The sequence below is a fragment of the Sphingobacterium hungaricum genome, assembly GCF_015210005.1.
GTDB lineage: Bacteria > Bacteroidota > Bacteroidia > Sphingobacteriales > Sphingobacteriaceae > Sphingobacterium > Sphingobacterium hungaricum.
Map to the genome: position 1 here is coordinate 2,158,733 of NZ_MU158698.1, position 19,960 is coordinate 2,178,692.

The 19,960-nt window shown below is 38.0% G+C and carries 15 protein-coding genes; 7 read left to right on the forward strand and 8 right to left on the reverse strand.

All coding sequences use genetic code 11. The annotated features are described in order from the left end of the window. Window positions 1-87 precede the first annotated feature (87 nt). Window positions 88-1,308, forward strand: a complete 1,221-nt coding sequence (locus tag C4F49_RS12610; protein WP_196936189.1) for an MFS transporter — start codon at window positions 88-90, stop codon at window positions 1,306-1,308. Here the strand turns inward: C4F49_RS12610 and C4F49_RS12615 are convergent. From C4F49_RS12615 to C4F49_RS12630, 4 genes are all read right to left on the reverse strand, one after another. Beyond that, complete coding sequence (locus C4F49_RS12615; protein ID WP_196936190.1) at window positions 1,294-1,737, reverse strand: retroviral-like aspartic protease family protein; 444 nt, start codon at window positions 1,735-1,737, stop codon at window positions 1,294-1,296. The genes C4F49_RS12610 and C4F49_RS12615 overlap by 15 nt on opposite strands. Before the next feature lie 19 nt (window positions 1,738-1,756). Continuing rightward, the gene (locus C4F49_RS12620) at window positions 1,757-2,695 is read right to left on the reverse strand and encodes a malate dehydrogenase (RefSeq protein ID WP_196936191.1); all 939 of its coding nucleotides are present in this window, start codon (window positions 2,693-2,695) and stop codon (window positions 1,757-1,759) included. A gap of 165 nt (window positions 2,696-2,860) precedes the next feature. Further along, window positions 2,861-5,194: a translocation and assembly module lipoprotein TamL gene (tamL, locus tag C4F49_RS12625; protein ID WP_196936192.1), complete on the reverse strand. Its 2,334-nt coding sequence runs from the start codon at window positions 5,192-5,194 to the stop codon at window positions 2,861-2,863. Further along, a complete protein-coding gene (locus tag C4F49_RS12630; RefSeq protein ID WP_231388305.1) occupies window positions 5,160-10,289 on the reverse strand; it encodes a translocation/assembly module TamB domain-containing protein in 5,130 nt (1,709 codons plus the stop codon). The genes tamL and C4F49_RS12630 overlap by 35 nt, the downstream gene beginning before the upstream one ends. Before the next feature lie 407 nt (window positions 10,290-10,696). Between C4F49_RS12630 and C4F49_RS12635 the strand changes: the two genes are divergently transcribed. From C4F49_RS12635 to C4F49_RS12650, 4 genes are read left to right on the forward strand one after another with little or no spacing between them, the layout of a single operon-like run. Beyond that, complete coding sequence (locus C4F49_RS12635) at window positions 10,697-11,368, forward strand: response regulator transcription factor (protein ID WP_196936194.1); 672 nt, start codon at window positions 10,697-10,699, stop codon at window positions 11,366-11,368. After that, on the forward strand, window positions 11,369-12,652 hold the full coding sequence (locus C4F49_RS12640; RefSeq protein WP_196936195.1) for a sensor histidine kinase: 1,284 nt from the start codon (window positions 11,369-11,371) through the stop codon (window positions 12,650-12,652). A 53-nt stretch (window positions 12,653-12,705) separates the two neighbouring features. After that, window positions 12,706-13,146: a PepSY-like domain-containing protein gene (locus C4F49_RS12645; RefSeq protein WP_196936196.1), complete on the forward strand. Its 441-nt coding sequence runs from the start codon at window positions 12,706-12,708 to the stop codon at window positions 13,144-13,146. Window positions 13,147-13,185: 39 nt separating this feature from the next. Continuing rightward, a complete protein-coding gene (locus tag C4F49_RS12650; protein WP_196936197.1) occupies window positions 13,186-13,629 on the forward strand; it encodes a PepSY-like domain-containing protein in 444 nt (147 codons plus the stop codon). Window positions 13,630-13,931: 302 nt separating this feature from the next. Here C4F49_RS12650 and C4F49_RS12655 read toward each other — a convergent pair whose 3' ends face one another. Beyond that, window positions 13,932-14,237, reverse strand: coding sequence for a hypothetical protein (locus tag C4F49_RS12655; protein WP_196936198.1), 306 nt, complete (start codon window positions 14,235-14,237; stop codon window positions 13,932-13,934). Window positions 14,238-14,670: 433 nt separating this feature from the next. Then, on the reverse strand, window positions 14,671-15,120 hold the full coding sequence (locus C4F49_RS12660; RefSeq protein ID WP_196936199.1) for a DUF8192 domain-containing protein: 450 nt from the start codon (window positions 15,118-15,120) through the stop codon (window positions 14,671-14,673). A gap of 442 nt (window positions 15,121-15,562) precedes the next feature. Between C4F49_RS12660 and C4F49_RS12665 the strand changes: the two genes are divergently transcribed. Next, window positions 15,563-16,069 (forward strand): PepSY-like domain-containing protein, encoded by a 507-nt coding sequence (locus C4F49_RS12665; RefSeq protein ID WP_196936200.1) that lies wholly within the window; start codon window positions 15,563-15,565, stop codon window positions 16,067-16,069. A gap of 56 nt (window positions 16,070-16,125) precedes the next feature. On the opposite strand, the gene C4F49_RS12670 is transcribed toward C4F49_RS12665, so the two are convergent. After that, window positions 16,126-17,787 (reverse strand): DNA polymerase/3'-5' exonuclease PolX, encoded by a 1,662-nt coding sequence (locus C4F49_RS12670; protein WP_196936201.1) that lies wholly within the window; start codon window positions 17,785-17,787, stop codon window positions 16,126-16,128. A 470-nt stretch (window positions 17,788-18,257) separates the two neighbouring features. On the opposite strand from C4F49_RS12670, the gene C4F49_RS12675 reads away from it, so the two are divergent. Further along, the gene (locus tag C4F49_RS12675; protein WP_196936202.1) at window positions 18,258-18,443 is read left to right on the forward strand and encodes a hypothetical protein; all 186 of its coding nucleotides are present in this window, start codon (window positions 18,258-18,260) and stop codon (window positions 18,441-18,443) included. Between the two features lie 93 nt (window positions 18,444-18,536). Here C4F49_RS12675 and C4F49_RS12680 read toward each other — a convergent pair whose 3' ends face one another. Then, window positions 18,537-19,847: an NAD(P)/FAD-dependent oxidoreductase gene (locus C4F49_RS12680; protein ID WP_196936203.1), complete on the reverse strand. Its 1,311-nt coding sequence runs from the start codon at window positions 19,845-19,847 to the stop codon at window positions 18,537-18,539. Window positions 19,848-19,960: the final 113 nt, after the last annotated feature.

Sequence of the window (19,960 nt, forward strand, 5' to 3'; positions counted from 1 at the left end):
GTTTTGCTGTTACAAATGTAGGTATATTATCTTCAACATAAAATTTTAACTCAATTTCAAGAACAAGTCTGCACAGACTTTCGTATAATGAATATATTTAGATCCTTAGAATACCCAAATTTCAGATTACATACCATCGGCCAATCCATATCGCTCTTAGGAACATGGATGCAGCGCGTAGCCATCAGTTGGCTAGTCTATCAATTAACAGATTCCGTTTTCCTACTTGGTTTAGTGACGTTTATTTCGCTGTTGCCTTCTTTAGTTTTATCACCTTTTATCGGCAGTTTTGTCGACAAGCATAAGAAATATAAGCTTGTGCTCATCACGCAAGTATTGCTGATGATACAGGCGGGCGTGTTGACGTTAGTAGTTTATTTGAACTATGAGACGGTTATTATATTAGCGATTTTGGGTTTTATTCAAGGTGTCATTAATGCATATGACGTCGTTGGAAGGCAGGCTTTGCTGGTTTCTTTGGTCGACAATAAGAAGGATCTTCCCAATGCCATTGCGTTAAACTCTTCCGTTTTTAACGCTGCGCGAATGGTAGGGCCTGCGATTGGAGGTGTCTTGCTAAGTAAATATGGCGAGGCCACCTGTTTCTTTTTAAATTTTGTGAGCTACTTTGCGGTCATTACGACCCTGTTATTGATGAATGTGAAGGAAAAACCGATTCCAAATCTAGGCGGTGATAATTGGGACGGTTTTGTTGAAGGGTTTAAGTATCTAAAACGTTCGCCACATATTGCCTCGCTTATTATCTTGATGACGATGTCCAGTTTGTTTGTGATTCCTTATACTTCCTTGCTTCCAGCGATTGCAAAAGATTTGTTTAATGGAAATGAAGCAACTTTTTCCTGGTTCGAAAGTGCTGCCGGTTTGGGAGCCATGATCGGAGCAATCAACATGGCGCGCCTGAAATCTGGGGATAATTTGCGATACCGGGTGTTATTTGCGTCCTTATTAATGGGGATTGCGTTATTACTTTTGGCATTTTCGCATTACCTTCTTTCAGCGCTATTTTTTACGATATGTGTTTCATTTGCAATGATGATGCAGAATTCATCCATCAACACCTATATCCAAACTCACGCTGTTCCGGCTTACCGTGCGCGGACAATGAGTTATTATGTAATGGCATTTCAAGGAGTTTTTCCAGTCGGAAGTTTATTGATTGGTGGAATTGCTGAAATGATTGGCCTTAAGCATACTCTATATGTGATGGGGACTATTGGCGTCCTGATCTCCATCTCATACTATACGTACTTGCGGCTCCATATCCACCGAAAACTATTTAAGTTTTAATTTTCGGTTCGTTAGGGTTAAGGTTTTCTTTTTGTAATCAATTACCGCACCATATTGGCGAAGGATATCACCTCCCAATACGCCAACTACGGGGCTAAAGTTCATCTGATTGTATGCGTAATTGATCGTGCTTAAATCCAAAACAGCCGTCAGGTGATTTTTGATCAGCCAATTTTCCAACCTCAATTCAGGGATTTTCAGCATAAAACTCTCCATGCTATTTGTTCCCAATCCTGTCGAAATAATGTTGGTGGATTCGAAATCTTCATCTTGGATTCCAGCTTCGATTAATGTGTTTTTGTCCAAAACCGTTTTTGATGCTCCTGTATCCAAAACCATTTTAAATGTTTTGTCTAACAGATGAACATCAACAAGAATATGGAAACCATCACCCTCGAGGTTGATGATTTCCAATGGAATTTTTTGCATAAAATATGAATATGATAAACTAAAGAATGTTGCTCTCCGTTAAGACATCATTCATTTTACGAACAGCATTTGCGCTTTCAGCGAAAAGAGCTTGTTCATCGTCCGAAAGTTCTAAAGGAACTATGCGGTCCCATCCTTTATTGTTTATAATTACTGGAACGCCTAAGTTGATATTTTCTTGTCCGAATTCACCTTCCAGATAGACGGAGGCCGTGAACAATTTATTTTGATTGAGTACGATGCTTTCTACTACCGCTGCTGTAGCTGCTCCAGGTGCATACCAAGCTGAAGTACCGATTAAGGCCGTCAAAGTAGCTCCGCCGACCATCGTTTTTTTAACAATGTCTGCTTTCTCATCAGCGTCTAAAAAATTCTTGACAGGAATGCTGTTCCATGTTGCATGTTCGATTAAAGGAATCATCGTTGTATCGCCATGGCCACCAACAACAATTGCGTTTAAATCGTTTGCTGAAGCATTTAATTTACTTGCAAGCTGGTATTTAAATCGGGCTGAATCCAATGTTCCTCCCATTCCGATGATTCTATTTTTTGGTAGTCCGCTTGATTTTAATGCTAAATAAGTCATGGTGTCCATTGGATTGGAAACTACGACAATAATGATATCTGGCGAATGTTTAACTAGATTTTCGACAACAGATTTGACGATATTCGCGTTGGTGCCAATCAGTTCTTCTCTCGTCATTCCTGGTTTTCTAGGAATTCCGGAAGTAATCACTGCAACAGCAGAACCAGCGGTATGTTCATAAGAATTGGTCACTCCGGTGATTTTCGAATCAAAACCCAGAAGCGCTGCGGTTTGCATCATATCTTGTGCTTTACCTTCAGCTACGCCTTCTTTAATATCCAGAAGAACGATTTCTTCTACAATATTTCTTCTGACTAAATTATCTGCAGTGGTAGCACCAACTGCACCTGCTCCAATTACACTTATTTTCATCTTATCAATTTTAGGTATGCTGTTTAAAATGTAGCCTAAATATAGCAAAAAATTTAAGCATTAAGGTTTTTTAACTTGGATATGAGATTTCAGATAGGAGATTTGAGAAGTAAAACTTAATTTATTTTAGCTTTCTAAACTCTCATAACTTCCTTCAGCTCCAAATTAAAATGGATAACCAATTGCTAAGTTAAATACAAGGTTATCTCTTCTCCAATTTGAATTGCCGAAATCAATTTTATTGAAAACCCAACGGTCGGATTTTGCATTGTAAGGAACTCGGAAAGGAATTGCTAAATCCGTTCTTAAGATTAAGAACGATAAGTCAAATCGTAATCCTAAACCACCGCCAACAGCTAATTCGCTTAAGAAATCTTTGGAAATCTGGCCTCCTGGTTTATTTGGATCTGCATTTTGCAACCAAACATTTCCTGCATCAATAAATGCGGCCCAATGAAAGATTCCTGCAATTTTAGCGCGGTATTCTGTATTTAATTCTAATTTCAAATCTCCTGTTTGGTCAGCAAAGAAATTATCTTCTCCCAGATTCTCTGGCATTGACGAACCCGGACCTACCGCACGAGCTCTAAATGCGCGAAGACCATTCGGGCCTCCCGTAAAATACTGTTTCAAATAGGGTAGGGCTCTTGAATTTCCGTACGAATAACTTGTTCCGACCATAATCCTCGACGCAAGCTGGGCGTCAGGCCCCAGTTTTAGATAATGCCTAAAATCACCTTCCAATTTCACAAATTGAGAATATGCGGTATTAAAAACCCTTTTAATATTTCCTTCTTTATAATCTGCTCCTTGAATCAATCCCAATACGTTACCAGATAAATTTATTCCTCCCTTAAAGTACATCGTATTTCGTTTACTCTGGTCCATGGTATTGGTGTAGGTGTAATTGTAATTCGGGCCAAAAGTAAAAGTGGTATCGACGATATGGCGCAATGTTGGAACAGTATCCATTTGCGCTTGGTACTCTGCCGTAATGTTTCTAGGGCGCGCATAAATAATTTCTGCCAGCGCTAAATCATGTTGCTTACGGTCATTTTCTTTCCAATTGTAGCCATAATTGAATGAGAGCGAATTTAATGTATAAGCCGTTCGGCGATTTAAAAATTCATACCCAACTTTGGTATAGGTTTTAGGAATATAGCGATCTCCGGTTTGCCAATTGAATGGAGCAATCAGGCGTGGCCATACAATTCCGACCTCTGCTCCATAACGGAGGTAGCTGGAATTCAAATTCACGCTACCGCCTGTTTGAGTTTCGTATCCTCCAAAAACGGAAACAGTAAAAGTTTCTGCACCTTTGAAAGCATTTCTCAATTGCCAATTGACTGTTGCCTCCGTTCCATTGTAAACACTCGCAGTTTTTCCGATCACCTCAAAACGCAGATTCTTTTTCTGCAATGGCGTCAAGTAATAATAGATATCCATCGTGTTAGTAGAATCTGGATTATCTTCAAATGTGTTTTTCACAAACTTAAAGGCATTTAGATTTACTAAATGGTTAATCGTTAAGTTGTGGTCATGACGATTATATAACTCGCCTCGCTGAAAGAAAATATGGTTTTTAATGACTTTCTTTCTGAATGTGTTTTCTGGATCGATAATGTATAGTTGGTCATCATACAATTCCAATTGTCGTGGATTCGCACGTCTGTAGCCTGAACCCGTTAATTGATAATTCGGATATACGTAGATGTTCCCGATTTTCTGAGGTTCCTTAGCCTTTGCGGCAGTTTCTTTTTTAACCGTCAGATACATATCGACCTTGTGATTTCCAATAGTTGAATCCACTTCGATCAACAGATCATCTGGACTAAAGTAGTAGTAGCCTTGATCTTTCAGGTAATTATCGATGCGATCCCGTTCGTTCAAAATATTATCTAAGCTGTAATTTTTTCCGACAGCCAATAATGTTCCATCGCGCGTTTTAAGGATGTCTTTTCCCAAAGCTTTGGTGCTATCGACATCAAACTTAACGGATCCGATGCGGTATATTTTTCCTGGATAAGCATCATATTTTACTTTAGCGAACTTTCCATCAATGATGGTATCCGATAATACGCTCGCGTTAAAAAAACCAATATTTTCTAAACGATTTCTAACGATGTTTTCGTTGTATTCGCGGTTTACGTCACTTAAAAGCACCGGTTTCTCACCTTGTTTTTTGAGCCAGTTTTTGATAAAATTCTTTGTCGTATCAGGACCGCCACCTAAATTGTAGAATCCTAATTTATACCGCCAGCCCAATAATTTCTTATTTGGTTTTGGCATAAGCAATTCCTCCAGATTCCCTTCAAATGTTTTCTTGCGCTCTTTGTCCAAGGTGTCATTTTGTATTTCTACAATCCCTTCATCATACAAATGCTCGCCTTCAGCAAGATACTTCGTGCTGTTACAACTTGCAACTAAGAGCAAAGCGATAGGAATCAAAATACTGTATTTTACGTTATGATTCATTTTCTCTCCTTTCTTGTTCTTCATTCCGAATTGCTTTATTTGATGTATCTCGATCTGTTGTCGAAGGAGATGGATTATTTGTTGTCGAGTCTTGTTGCTGTTGCTTCAATTCTTCCTTTTTTCTTTCTTCCAAGCGTTTTCTGTATTCTGGACTATGGATCATTAAGCTATCGCGAATCACCTCACGGATGCTATCGCGGTAAACAGAATCTGTTTCCATACGTTCCGTGTCGAAACGTCTTCTGAATTGTTTGCTATCCACATTGTAATATTGTTCCAAAGCTTTTGAATTCATGAACAATTCCTTGAATTTGTCATAATTCATGTTGACTACAAAACCTAATCCTGTTTCGACAAACTGACCCATTAAAGTCGCTTGGTATTGATTTTTACGATAGACGCGCGCGATGTAACGACCGTCTTGCGATAATTGATAATCTAAGGAGATATCGCCCGCAATGTTGTTCGTTTGTTCGCCCGGACGTGCATTTCCTTCAACTTCGAAGTTCGATCCAATCGTGATTTTCAATCGGTCATCAAATAGCATTTTGGAAATACCGACATTTAAGTCTGTTCTATTTTGCGCTGTTCCGGTTAAGTAATCTTGTTCAGAATTTAAATTGAAATCCAATTCAACACCTTTCACTAAGTTCGAAGCCAAGTTGTTCAATTGACTCGTCAAGAACGAGCTAATTTGACCGCGGACAATCCCTTCGGCACCAGCACCTCCAGATAAACTTTCAAATGGATTCGCGGCCATAAATCTTCCCAGAACAATCAATGAAAAGACTTGCTTATTTAATTCTGCCGGATCTTCGCGCAAAGCAGAAAGTGCAATGTTTACTTTGCTCACGACATCTTGAGAAACCAAAGCGCTATTTTCATCCAAATCAATATCGAATGTAATCTCAGGTTTGAAGAGTTCACCGCTCAACATCAGCTTCACGTCAAATGGAATGCGCTGTTTATACAAATTCTGGCTTTCTGCACCAATTTGATTTTGTACAAGTTCTAGTGTCGCAAACTTGCCAGAATATAATGCCGTAATATCCAATCGGGCATCCAATGGATCTCCGTTCCAGGTAATTGTACTTCCTTTCTGGAAACCAAAATCTTTCGTCACCCCGCTGAATGTAAATGAGAAATCTCCTTTTTCAACCGTGAATGTTCCTGACATCGTAATTTTTTGACTTGCGTCAATTGTCGTGTTGATTTCTGCAATACCTTGAATATTCAATGCATTATTTGTTCCTTCATCCAAAATTACTTTAAACTTCGCTTCGCGATTGGTGGTTAGGTTCAATGCGATATCAAAACCAGACAAAGCCTCGCTAGCTGTAGTCATGGAATCTAACTTTGCAAAAACATTGTTGGATAATGTATCGCTTTTGTCAACAAATACAACGACACCATCTCGCTGAGCCACACCAGGATTTTCATTTGGAACAATAAATACAAAATCTGTATTTTCATTTGCAGTGACATTTCCGTCAATCGAAGGCTTGTTTAAATCACCACCGATGCGCAGGTTCGACGTCACATACATTTTTCCGAAGAACAAATCATTGTCCTCTCGTGTAGAATTGACGACTGCAAAATTATCAGTTGTCAGATTCAGCCCAAAAGCAAAATCCGTGTAGGTAGTTGTCTTGATTGTTCCATTTAGCTTCGCTAAATTTCCTCGAGGGTCTTTAATTTCAAATTGCCTGAATTGAATACCTTGATCGTTGAAATAAATCGATTGGTTATTCATTAAGAAGTCAGCGTTCAGCATTGACACATTCAAACGACCATTGTTGAATAGCAAACTTCCGTTAATCCTAGGTGCACTCGTAGTTCCAGTAATTTTCAGGCTTCCTGTAATATCTCCATCTGAATTTTGCAAGTTGCCCAAGCTGAATGCTTCAATAGTTTTCAAGCGCATTGGTTTTAAATCCAATGTAGCATCGATTTTTGCATCCTCGCCTGGAACCGAAATAAATTGACCAATTAGATTTACGTCATTTCCATTTTCGGTGATGCGCACATCCGCAGAAAATGTGTTTTCGGTTTCATTATTTACTTTGATGGCTACATTTCCGATCGTATCTGTTCCGAAGAAAAATTTGTCTATCGTTAAATCCGATACAAAAACTGGACTAGCATCCAAGCGACTGATGGTTGCGTTTCCATTGATTCCACCACCTAATTTTAAGGTTTCAGAATTCAACATTTCCGTCAGGGTTTCAATCCTAAAATTGTTGAAAATTAAATCGATAGGAGAGTTGGCTGTTGAATCCTGCGATTGGATCATCAGTTCCTGACCATCATGCGTTAATTTGAAATTGTTCGCTCGAATTCCATTCGTACCGAAGCTAATTTGGTTGTCTGGGACGATGTTCCAAGTATCATAATTCAGCATCAAGCCGTCTTCCTTCAAGCTTAATATGTAGTTATTATCAGCGACACGCATGTCAGCGCCAAGGTAGTAATTGTCTTTGCCTAATTTATCTTTGATCCATAAACCAAAATCTACATGATTCTCAATGACTGAACCACTGATGACCGTGTTGAGCAATTCGATGTTGCTGACTTTAATCCGTTTGATAAGGGATGAATAATACAGTGTGCTATCAACCGTGATAATATCCAAACCGACATTTTCAATTTCAGTTCCGCTATAAATTACCTTGGGTGCCAGTAGCTTGGCCATGATGCTTTTGTCTGCACTGTTGAAAGTTCCATCCAGCGTGATGTCTTGCATTTGTTCCAATTCCGGCAGGAAATTCCGAATAAATCGCGAATGATTCACGCGCGCCGAAAATTCAAATTGCTGAGGCGAATAGGTTTTTGCTTCCAAAGCTGTACCGCTCGGGTTGTAATACATGTGGATAATGTCTTCAATCGCCATCGGTAATTCGGCCAGTGTATACTTTCCAACCAAATGCGCATTCAAGAACTCAGAATCTAGCACAATCGTGTTTTTCGATGTGTCTGCTGTCGCGACTAATGAAACCGTATCCAACGAATATCGCTCATCGTTGAACGCAATCGATGAATTGCTGACGACAATCGATCCATTCAGAAAATTAAGGTCAGCTGTTTCAAAATCAGCATTGATCTTTCCGTGATAACGGAATTCATCATCCATCAACTTTAAGTTTTTCAGATTGACGCTGTCGATCATCAATTCCATGTTGACCTTTGGATATTGCTCTTTCATGTTTGCCGACAATTCCAAGTCGAAATCTATGTTTGGATCGGGGCTATTGATCGTTCCGGCGATATCGCCATTCGAAGCGGTTAAATCCAAGTTGATGTCATGGTACTGGTAGCCCAACGCATCCAAGCGATTTATTTTACCTTGAACATCAGCAACCATGGTCTTTGGATTCAATCCTTCCCCTTTGACATTGGCTTCCGCCGAAATAATTCCTAAAACAGAATCCTGATTTAGCAAATGGCCAAGGTTAAAGTCTGAAATCTGAACAAATGCATCGTAAGTCGTGTCTCTTGCGCCCATGTTCAAGTTTCCATTAACGACCGCATTTCCTTTTTCCGTAACTAATTTCAAATCTGCATTAAAACCAGATAATCCACCTTTAAAAGTTCCTGCAAGGCTGATCGAATTTGGAAGCTGAATGCTTTCTGGCAACATGGATTTTGCAATCAACTGATCCAAATCACGTTTGCTCGTGACCATTTTCTTTAAATTCAGGTCGATATTTAATTTATCGGGATCTGGAAGTCCTTTTATTTTTGCTGTCGCAATGATATGCGTATTCTGCAACGTTTTGAATTCAAATCTTGGAATGTTCAAGTCATTCAGGCTTCCTGAAATTTTGCTATCCACATAGAAACGTTTGTTCATCAAAGGTTTCATCACATCCATCGCTTGCAAATCCGGAGCAAAATAGTTGATATCGCTCATGTCGATGTAACTCTTAGCAATATTTGCCTCCACTTTTACAAGTTCTGGCTTTGTGCTCAGCACATCCAACGACGGATAGCTAACTTTGATGTAATCTTTGATGATTGATTTTGGCGTTTCCGCCAATAAGTTTTCAATAACTGCGCCTGTGTTTGTATAGACAAAATCAGCTTGCAATTTCTTGATCAGCAATCCTGAATGATCTTTAGCTGTTAAGTTTTTTAACGAACCCGAAATCGAATCCGAAGAATAATACAAGTCCTGAAGATTTCCTAAGAAATCCGTGATTTTGATATTTCCATAATCAAAGCCTTTCATGCGCGCTTGATTATCGTCTTTAAACCAAAGATTGGTTTTGTTGATTGCCACTTTATTTGCTGAAACAATCCAATTGACAGAAGAAGTACTTGTTGTATCCGATGCTGTCGCAGGTTCTGCTTTTTTGACCAGCTTTCCGAAAAGGATTTCAGAATCCGAACCATCCAACGCTAAATTGTTCAATCGAACGATTTCTTTGTTCAAGTCGAACTGTTCGATGTCTGCAACTAGGCTTTTAATATCAAATTTGGTTTTCATTGCCGATGAAGCATCTTCATAGCGGACAAAAATATTTTTTAGGTTCAGCGTTTCCATTCCGATATCGGGTAGAAGCGATGCGGTTTCCACACTTTCATCGGTAATTCCGAAATCCTCTGCTGTTGGCGTAGTTGCTTCAGTTGCCGGAGCCCATTGTTTGACTACCGCAGAAAGACCGTCGATATTGACTTTTGGCAAATCGAAAGCCATGTTATTTGTCAGGTCGAATTTCTTAATGCGCGTGTCGAGATGTTTTAAATTGATATCTGCAGAAGTTCCAATTACTTCATCGGAATACACAAAGCGGATGCGTTCGAGTAAAACATCTTTTATATCGAAAGTCAAGGCCGAAGAACTATCTGCAGTAGGGGCACTTTCTTCTTGCGAAGCAAATGCTTTAACGATGTAATCAAAATTAAAAGCGCCGTCGGGAAGCTTGCGATTGATTTTTGCGGTAATGCCTTCCAATTCAATCTCGTTAATCTCAACCGTGTTTTTTAATAACTTAAACATGTTGATGTCGACCAAAAGCTTTTCTCCAGCGATTAAGGTATCTTTGCTCTGGTCTTCAAAATAAATGTTTTCGAGAACCAATTTCTTTGGGAACGTAATGTTTACGTATCCGATATCCACAGGAGTGCCGATTTTATTTTCGAGATAAGTAGTTACTTTTCCAACTACATAATTTTGAACTGATGGAAGCCGTATAAGAAAGATAAGTAATAATAAAAGGGCTATTATTGAGCCCAAAATCCAAAGAATTGTTTTTAAAGCAATACGGCTAAATTTATTCAAACCTTAATAGTGTTTTTTTGTGTACCTCTAATTAACGTATAATAGGCTGAAATGTTTAAGTTAAATTCTAAAAATATTTCATATTAATACATTGCTAACAAAGATACTATTTGTTCCGTTTTTTGAAGAATTCTTCTTGCGAAGCGATTGATTATTAGCGTATCCGAGAATACTTCGTAACAGAAATTCCTAATTCTTTCCTAAATCCTGATTTATTCTTGTAAATCTGTATTTTTATCCAGCGTATGAAAGTGTTAATTATCGAAGACGAGCCGGCATTGCGAAGCACCATGCAAGATTTTTTACTGAACGAACATTTTGTTGTCGAATTGGCGGAAGATTATTATTCGGGATTGACAAAAATTACGAACTACGCTTACGATTGTATTTTATTGGATATCATGCTTCCCAATGGGAGCGGAATGGATTTATTAAAAGAACTGCGCGCGATAGGGAAGGATGATTCTGTGATTATCCTGTCGGCAAAGGATTCGGTCGAAGATAAAGTTATGGGCCTGGAACTTGGTGCCGATGATTATTTGGCGAAGCCATTTCATCTAGCGGAACTATTGGCTCGAATAAAATCGACAATTCGTCGCAAGAATGTACAGTTCGACCCAATGATTCGGTATAAAAATGTGAGCTTAAATACCGAAGACCGAGTGGTGTATGTTTCCGATGTGCCAATCAACCTTAATCGAAAGGAATTTGAGCTTATGCGTTATTTTATGAATAGGCCAGAGAAATTGATGCAGAAAACAACATTGGCCGAAGCTGTTTGGGGCGACCATATTGACCAAGCCGACCGATTGGATTTTATTTATTCGCAGATTAAAAACTTAAAGAAAAAGTTAAAAGATGCGGATGCTTTGGTGGATATCCAAGCGGTGTATGGGGTTGGCTATAAATTGATATAAATGCAGATTTCTCTAAAAAATTATACGTTACGTTACCTTATTCCAGGAATATTGCTGGTGATGGCTATATGGGCTTCCTTGTTTTATGCCTACATTCTGGATGAAGTCTATGACAATGTGGATGATGGATTGAAGAATCAGAAAATCGAAATCATTCGCGAAGCGTATGGAAATCCTGAACTCTTAGAAACCAAAGCTTTTGGAGTTAATCAATTTCGGATTGTACAAGTTGATGAAAAAGATTATTCGCCAGTGAATGTTTTTAGGAACGAATTTATTTACATGCCTTACGATGAAGAAGACGAACCTTATCGCATCTTAAAGACCGGTTTTTATGCCAAAGATGGCAAAACATATAGTCTAGAAATCCGTACGTCGACAGTCGAAGAAGATGATTTGATGCTGGACCTTGCGACGGCGTTGCTGGTGTTGTATATCGTGATTGTTTTAAGCATCTTTTTGATTAATCAATTTGTGCTTACGAAAGCCTATCGTCCTTTTCGCAAGATTCTGCAAAATTTGCAAGCCTATCGCTTTGGAGGTGTCAATAATCTGGCGAAGGTAGAATCGAATGTCATCGAATTTAATCAACTGAATACGGAAATCAATCAGATGATTCAACGAAATGAGGATGTATTTGCGGAGCAGAAGCGATTTATTGAAAATGCTTCGCATGAATTGCAAACGCCTCTAGCGATTACGATTAACCGACTGGATTTATTGATGGAAGATGAAGACTTGCCGGAAAAACATTTGGTTCAGCTGGCTGAAACAAAAGATGCCATCCATCGCATGGTAAACCTCAATAAATCCTTGCTTATGCTATCAAGAATAGAGAATCGGCAGTTTCAAGATGTTGAACAAATTTCTTTTAACGACAGTACGCGGGAAGTCATCAACGACTATGAAGACCTCATTGCTTTTAAACAGCTGGATTTGAGGCTGGAGTGCAAAGCTGATTTTTATGTCAGCATGAACCCAAATCTTGCTCAGGTATTGATATCAAATTTGCTCCGCAATGCAATTAAATACAATCATGCTGAAGGCGTAATAGCGATTGAGATTACGCAAGGCGAATGGAAGATTCGAAATTCTTCAACTGGGCTTCCTCTAAATGAAAAGTTTATTTTCCAGCGTTTTCATAAGCAATCTCAAGACGCTCTATCGAATGGATTGGGATTAGCCATTGTAAAATCGATTGTTGATTCCTATCCAGGATTGTCGATTGTTTATTCTTTCGAAAATAATTTTCATGTTTTTTCTTTAAACTTTAAAAATTCCTAAATCTTTCCCAATTCTGTCCTGACTTTTGTTGTATAAATTAAAAGAACAAGGATATGAAAACAGTAAGTAAAATTTTAACAGCCGGATTATTGGTTTTTGGATTGAACAGCGCACAAGCGCAAGATAAAATCATCAGATTCGAACAACTTCCTGCCAACGCACAATCTTTCGTGAAAGGTAATTTCTCTCAACAGGATGTCTCTTACGTTGCGGAAGAAAGAGAAAATTTAACCAAAGAATTTAAGGTTAGGTTAAAAAATGGAACGGAAATTGAGTTTGACGCAAAAGGAAATTGGAAAGAAGTAGACGGCGACCGTACGGCTATTCCAGCGAAGCTTGTCCCTGTTAAAATTCAGGACTATGTGAAGAAAAGTTTTCCTGAAACGCAAATCGTTAAAATCAAAAAATCTTCTCGATTGATAGAAGTTGAAATTTCAAATGATTTAGAGCTTGAATTTAATGCCAAAGGTGATTTCCTTCGCATAGATGACTAAAATAAGCACACAAATTTTAAATTAAAAAATATATAAAAAATGAAAAATCTATTATTAGCTATTCCCGTATTATTCGTTGCGTTATTCACTTCTTGTGAGAAAGAAAGCGTTGTCAGCGAAAATGAATTGCCTGCAACGGCTAAAACCTTCATCTCCACAAATTTTCCTTCTGCAAAAGTTTTGCGCGTAGAGAAACAAACTACAGCTTCGAGCAACGGCACCGAATATTCTGTTGACTTGGACAACCGCGTTGAAATTGATTTCGACAAAAACGGAAATTGGACAGATGTTGACGGAGAAGATAATGTTTCATTGCCAACAGGCTTTATCTTACCGGTTATTGTTACCTACATCGAAACTAATTACGCATCAACAACCATTAATGCTATCGAAAAAACAAGGGTAGGTTTTGAAGTTGATTTAGTGAATGGTTTGGATTTGGAATTCAACGCAAACGGTGAGTTTGTTCGCCTTGACCCATAATAAGCAATTCAAAATTAAAAAGTAAAAATTCAAAAAGATGTAAGTGCTTCGATTGGAAGCCCCCTAATCCATAGAGGAAGAACTTTTAGCTCGATACAATAAGAATGAGGCTGTATCAAAAGTAAAATTGAAGTTGGCTTTACAAAATAAAATTTGGCCATCAGATTAAGGTGACTGTTTACAAAGAAAAAACGGGCAATTTTCACATCGAAAATTGCCCGTTTTACTAACTTTAATCATTTGCTCAAAACTTAATTTGGCAAAAGATGTTCAAAATTGATTTATGATACAGCCTCATTTTTTTATCCCAAAAACTCACGCTGTTCGATAGCCTCCGCAGGGACACCCAGAATAGCACAACGGTTTTTTATTGTTGAATTTAAAATCTTCGCTGGCGCAAGGCTGTGACTTGTGCCTAAATAAAACACACGCGAAACGCGTGCGCTAGCAGAGGGAAATAACTTTGAAATTCGAGATAGCAAAGATTGCTCCGTAGGAGCAAAATATTTGTAGAAAAGAAGGCGCAATAATATCAGCGTGCCGTAGGTACGCAACAATTTTTCTGATTTTGTTGCGTACCTACGGCACGCATATATATATATTGACAATTTCTACAAACATTTAGCCTCTAACGAGGCTTTAAAATAAAACCCCCACTGGCGCAAGGCTATGACTTGTGCCTAGGAAAAAAAACACACGCGAAACGCGTGCGCTATCAGAGGGAAATAACTATGAAATTCGAGATATCAAAGATTGCTCCATAGGAGCAAAATATTTGTAGAAAAGAATGCGCAATTATATTAGCGTGCCGTAGGTACGCAACATTTTTTTTTGATTGTGTTGCGTGCCGTAGGCACGCATTTAATTTATATTGACGATTTCTACAAACATTCAGCCTCTAACGAGGCTTTAAAATAAAACCTCCGCTTGCGCAAGTCTCTGACTTGTGCCTAAGTAAAAACACACGCGAAACGCGTGCGCTAGCCGGGCTAACAGAGGATTAACAGCCAGAACTGTTTTTTACTTTTGAATTTTTACTTTTTACTTTGAAAGGTTTTTACACATGATTGAGTTTACTTTTTTTAGAACGTCACTTGATGATAATTTAATTTTGCTCCAATAAATAATCACAGCATCAACACCTTTGCAATTTAATTCATCATTTTTATCCAATACATAAAGTTCCCCTAAATCAAGGGGTATATTTTTATTAGATGCATTTTCTCTTATCATGTTGAAATAGTTTTTTTTCCCTCTATTTCCACTTAACATAATTATTATCTTATCTAGAAAATCAAATTGAGCAACATTATCTTTAAAAATGTAATTTAAAATCTCAACCTCATACTTATTTAAGCTATCAGATTCATCTAGGCCAGTTTTAGGAAGATTGACTATCAAGCTATCTGGTAATCTTACGGATGTATTCGATTGAGAAAATAAATTAATGTTTGTTACAAAAAACAGCATCAACGTTAGATAAAGTTTCATAAATCTTGATTTTTATAAAAATAGGGACTAATTCTTCTTCATAATTACAATTCTATCCTAAGATAAGATTTTTTTAAGTAGCTGTTTTAAATAGAACAGCCATTTATTATTTAAGCTTTTCGATAGCCTCCGAAGGGAGATATCGAACTATAGATAAACGGGATTTGCAATCCCGAATATATTTTAGCGGATTGCAAATCCGCTTTTATCATTGATTCTTGATGTCCCTTCGGAACATCAAGAATAGCGGAATATTTAGCCTCTAACGAGGCTTTAAAATAAAACCCTCCACTGGCGCAAGGCTGTGACTTGTGCCTAGGAAAAAAGCACACGCGAAACGCGTGCGCTAGCATAGGATTAACAGCCAGAACGGTTTTTTACTTTTGAATTTTTACTTTTTACTTTAAAAAGTTTTTTACTTTTGAATTTAAAGATTATAAGTATGAAAATTTTTGTAATAGCGTGTACACTCTTGGTTTTTGTTGGCTGTACATCATCCAATAAACCTGCTTCTACGACTACTGACGTTGCTTCGCAACAAGCTACAGCGCCGGCTTCCTCGGTAAATTCTCATGAGGAATCGACTCAAGGTTTACCAGAAAAGGCAACTTCATTGGTTAAAGAACATTTTGGTGCGCAAGAAATTAAAACGGTTCAGAAATTTAATGCACCTCGCCCAAGCGGAACTTTGTATGAAGTGAAGTTAGCAGACCAGACTGAATTGGATTTTGATATCAATGGTGAATGGATTGAAATCGATGGACATCAAGATAATCCGATTTCCATTTCTTACTTGAATCCTTCCATTCTAACTTATCTGACTACGAATTATCCTAATATTGGCGTTCTTACTGTCGAACGTACGCAGAAAGGATTTGAATTGGAGCTTGCTAACGATACAGATTTGTATTTTGATAGCAATGGCGTTTTCCAAAGAATGGAAAACTAAAAACAAAAAAGCTGAATGTAAAAATTCAGCTTTTTTGTTTCATCTATTTTAAGCGCTTATTTCTTTAAGTAAGCTTCAATTTCGCTTAAGCTCATTGCGTTTAGGCAATTCTCTTTTGTCAATCCACCTTTGCGGGCAACTTCAATTCCGAAATGCATGTCCCACAGTCCTTCCGTACGGTGCGCATCGGGATTGATGGAAAATAACACACCCTTGCTTACTGCATACCGATGCCAGCGCCAATCCATATCCAAGCGAAGCGGATTTGCATTGATTTCAATCACGACATTATTTTCTGCACAAGCGTCGATTACTTTTTTATAGTCAATTGGATAACCTGCTCTGGATAGCAACAAGCGTCCAGTTGGGTGACCAAGAATAGTTGTGTAAGGATTTTCTATGGCTTTAATCAATCGTGCAGTTGCCTTTTCTTCATCCATTTTCAGATTGCTGTGCACGGAACCCACCACAAAATCAAATTGGCTCAATAGCTCATCGGGATAATCCAAAGACCCATCAGATAAAATATCGGATTCTATGCCTTTTAAAATTTTAAATGGCGCGAGTTGTTGATTTAATTGGTCGATTTCTGTCCATTGCTGTTGAACGCGTTCTGAAGAAAGCCCATTCGCATACACCGCCGTTTTGCTGTGGTCACAGATTCCAAAATACTGCAATTTCAATTCGTTTTTGCAATAGTTAGCCATCTCCGACAGGGTATGAACTCCATCGCTGTAGGTCGAATGGTTATGTAAAGAGCCTTTTAAATCATCAAAGCGAATCAGTTCTGGCAATTTATGTTCTTTGGCCAAACCTAACTCATCGAAACCCTCGCGAAGTTCAGGTTCGATATAATCAAGACCTAGATAAGCGTAGCATTCTTTTTCAGTCGGAAAATTTGGAATCGGGTTTTGGATTTTTTGCAACTGCTCGATATGTGCTTCAGAACCAGTTCTGAACAATAGGTCGGTGCCAAAGGAATGAGGTTCGGAAGGATAAACCTGAAAAGAAAAATTGTTTTCATCTTTAAACGAAATAGAATTTTTAGTTTCCTCCAATTCCATTTCGTATTTCAGCTGAACTAACGCATTTTCTAATGCATCTCTACTGACATCGGCAATCAATTCAATCTGTTGCAAGACTTCTACTTTCCTTCTAAAATCTCCTGCAAAAGAAATTTGGGTTCCTGCCGGAAGCTGTTTAGTTAGAAACTCCAGCAAAGCATTCGCAGAAGGCAAAGCCCTCGCGTATAAAAACCAGCCTTCGCTTGCTGTCGCAAATTCAATTGCTTTTTTGATGTCCTCTTGAGTTTTATAGCCAAAACCTTTTGCGTCCTTCAATCGGTTTTCATTGCAGGCATAATACAATTCACCAACGGATTCAATATCCAAATCTTGCCATATTATCTTGATTTTCTTTGGCCCAAGGCCTTTGATTTTCATCATCTCCTGAATGCCGATTGGCGTTTTCTCCAAAAGTTCGGTCAATTCAGGGAAAGTTCCAGTCAGCATAATCTGTTGAACCTTTTCAGCAGTACTTTTGCCGATTCCAGGTTGCGCGCTCAATTCTTCGAAAGTCATATTCGCTATTGCGGAAGGAAGCTTTTCCAGTTTGAAACTAGCGCTGGCAATTCCTTTGACACGGAACGGATTTTCGTCGTAAAGTTCCATGAGCTGACTGCATAACTTAAATAACTTGGCGATTGCTTTATTGTCCATAAGAAAAATTGTATTCAATAAATTGAAGCGTAAAGTTACATAAATTGCTTAGCATTTACTTGCTCGATAGGGTTTGTGGTTGTAGAAAAGATAAGCTTATTGAAGGAAAATAGTACAATAATTAGTAATTGCTGTCGAGAATTTTATTACTTGTTTGTGAATCATTTAGTAAATTTATGAATAGTTAAAAGTAAAGGTAAAATGTAAATATTTCCAAATATGAAAATTTAGATTACGATGAAAAATACCTTTCATATGGTTGAAACTTCTTTAGAATATTATTTCGGCGATACCTCCAACAATTCTGTTGGTTTAATTTCTAAATTAGTGTAAATTAAGTGAGTATTATAAAATATAAAGTCAATTGGAACTCTTTTTTTAAATTAAAATAATTTTTTATGCCAAAACTGAGGTGTGTTTGCGATTATATAATTCCATTAGGAGAAATACCAAATGCTAATCAATAAATGATGATTTCAGATGTAGAATTGGAAAACTATACTTCGTATACGGATGCAGAGCAATTTTACATGGATTTGTACAAGGAGATGAAAATAGTAGTACACTGCTCAAATTGTGGAAGATTGCATATTTTTTACGATGGTTTTGATAAAGCTCAGGTTATTTACAAGTTAGAAGTAGAAAATAATAGTTGATTTGACATAGTGTAAAAGGTTTTGTCCATATCTTGAAAACACAAAAAAAGAGACCTTGTGAGTCTCTTTTTGATGTATACTAATAAATGAAAACTAATCTACTTCGGTAATCACTTTGTCCATAGGTTGCGGACGTTGGTATTTATTGATAATTAATCGAATACCACTGTTTTTTGTCAAGAATTTTATTGACCAGTTGACAAACGTGACCACTCTGTTTCTGAATCCGAAGATGGAGACCAAATGGACAAACATCCAAGTCATCCAAGCCAAAAATCCATTCATATGGAAACTTTTTAAATCCACTACAGCTCTGTTACGGCCAACAGTTGCCATCGAACCTTTGTCGAAATATTCGAAATCTTCGGATTCTTGAGCATTCATGTTGTTCATAATGTGCTGTGCAACATATTTTCCTTGCTGTTGCGCTGCTGGTGCAACACCTGGCAAACCACGAGGATATTTTTCGGTCATCATCGCTGCGACATCACCGATTGCATAGACATCCTGCATTCCGATTACTCGGCATTGGCCATCTGTCTGGATTCTGTTTCCGCGCTGAATAATTTCTTTATCCAATCCTTCTGGAAACTGCCCCATAACGCCAGCACCCCAAATAACTGTTTTAGTCGGAATACTTTCTCCGTTAGAAAGAGTAATCGTATTTCCGTCGTAATTGGTAACGGTTGTGTTTAAAACGATGTTGACACCCAATTCTTTTAGGTAACGTTCTGCATCGCGGGAAGATTTTTCAGAAAGAGCGCCCAACACTTTGCCCATCCCTTCAATCAGGTAGACATTCATTTCGTTGGAAGATAATTCTGGGTAATCTTTTTTCATCATGTGAAGCTGGATTTCAGCGATAGCGCCCGAAAGCTCTACACCTGTCGGCCCACCGCCAACCACAACGAAATTTAAATAACGTTCGCGGTCGCTCATGTTTTTGCGAAGCACGGCTTCTTCAAAGTTCTGCAACACGTAGCTTCGGATATTTTGAGCTTCCACAATATTCTTCATCGGTAGGGCATAACGTTCCACTTCTTTGTTTCCAAAGAAATTAGTCGTTGCTCCAGTCGCAATGATGAGGTAATCGTAGTCATAAGTGCCTACCGAAGTATGAACAAATTTATTTTCGTGGTCAATACGTTCAACCTCAGCCATTCTAAAACGGAAATTCTGCTGAGACTTAAACATTTTGCGCAAAGGAAAAGCAATGGAATCGGAAGCTAAAGTGCCTGTGGCAACTTGATACAGTAAAGGTTGGAATGTATGGTAATTGTTTCGGTCAATCAATAAAACTTCGACATCTCTGTCTTTCAGTTTACGCGCTAATTCAACTCCTCCAAATCCTCCACCAATTACGATAATTCTTTTGTAACTTCTTTCAGAACGATTTAATAACATGTGCTGTTTTTTTTATACTGCATTAATTAGTGCAAATATCCTAATTATAATCTATATGTACTAACAAATAGTTAGTATTTTTTCTCTCCTGTTAAGTTATTTTGCATCTTAAA

Coding starts and splice junctions, on each gene's coding strand:
- C4F49_RS12610 (WP_196936189.1), top strand. CDS start 88: ATGAATATATTTAGATCCTTAGAATACCCAAATTTCAGATTACATACC.
- C4F49_RS12615 (WP_196936190.1), bottom strand. CDS start 1,737: ATGCAAAAAATTCCATTGGAAATCATCAACCTCGAGGGTGATGGTTTC.
- C4F49_RS12620 (WP_196936191.1), bottom strand. CDS start 2,695: ATGAAAATAAGTGTAATTGGAGCAGGTGCAGTTGGTGCTACCACTGCA.
- tamL (WP_196936192.1), bottom strand. CDS start 5,194: ATGAAGAACAAGAAAGGAGAGAAAATGAATCATAACGTAAAATACAGT.
- C4F49_RS12635 (WP_196936194.1), top strand. CDS start 10,697: ATGAAAGTGTTAATTATCGAAGACGAGCCGGCATTGCGAAGCACCATG.
- C4F49_RS12640 (WP_196936195.1), top strand. CDS start 11,369: ATGCAGATTTCTCTAAAAAATTATACGTTACGTTACCTTATTCCAGGA.
- C4F49_RS12645 (WP_196936196.1), top strand. CDS start 12,706: ATGAAAACAGTAAGTAAAATTTTAACAGCCGGATTATTGGTTTTTGGA.
- C4F49_RS12650 (WP_196936197.1), top strand. CDS start 13,186: ATGAAAAATCTATTATTAGCTATTCCCGTATTATTCGTTGCGTTATTC.
- C4F49_RS12660 (WP_196936199.1), bottom strand. CDS start 15,120: ATGAAACTTTATCTAACGTTGATGCTGTTTTTTGTAACAAACATTAAT.
- C4F49_RS12665 (WP_196936200.1), top strand. CDS start 15,563: ATGAAAATTTTTGTAATAGCGTGTACACTCTTGGTTTTTGTTGGCTGT.
- C4F49_RS12670 (WP_196936201.1), bottom strand. CDS start 17,787: ATGGACAATAAAGCAATCGCCAAGTTATTTAAGTTATGCAGTCAGCTC.
- C4F49_RS12675 (WP_196936202.1), top strand. CDS start 18,258: ATGATTTCAGATGTAGAATTGGAAAACTATACTTCGTATACGGATGCA.
- C4F49_RS12680 (WP_196936203.1), bottom strand. CDS start 19,847: ATGTTATTAAATCGTTCTGAAAGAAGTTACAAAAGAATTATCGTAATT.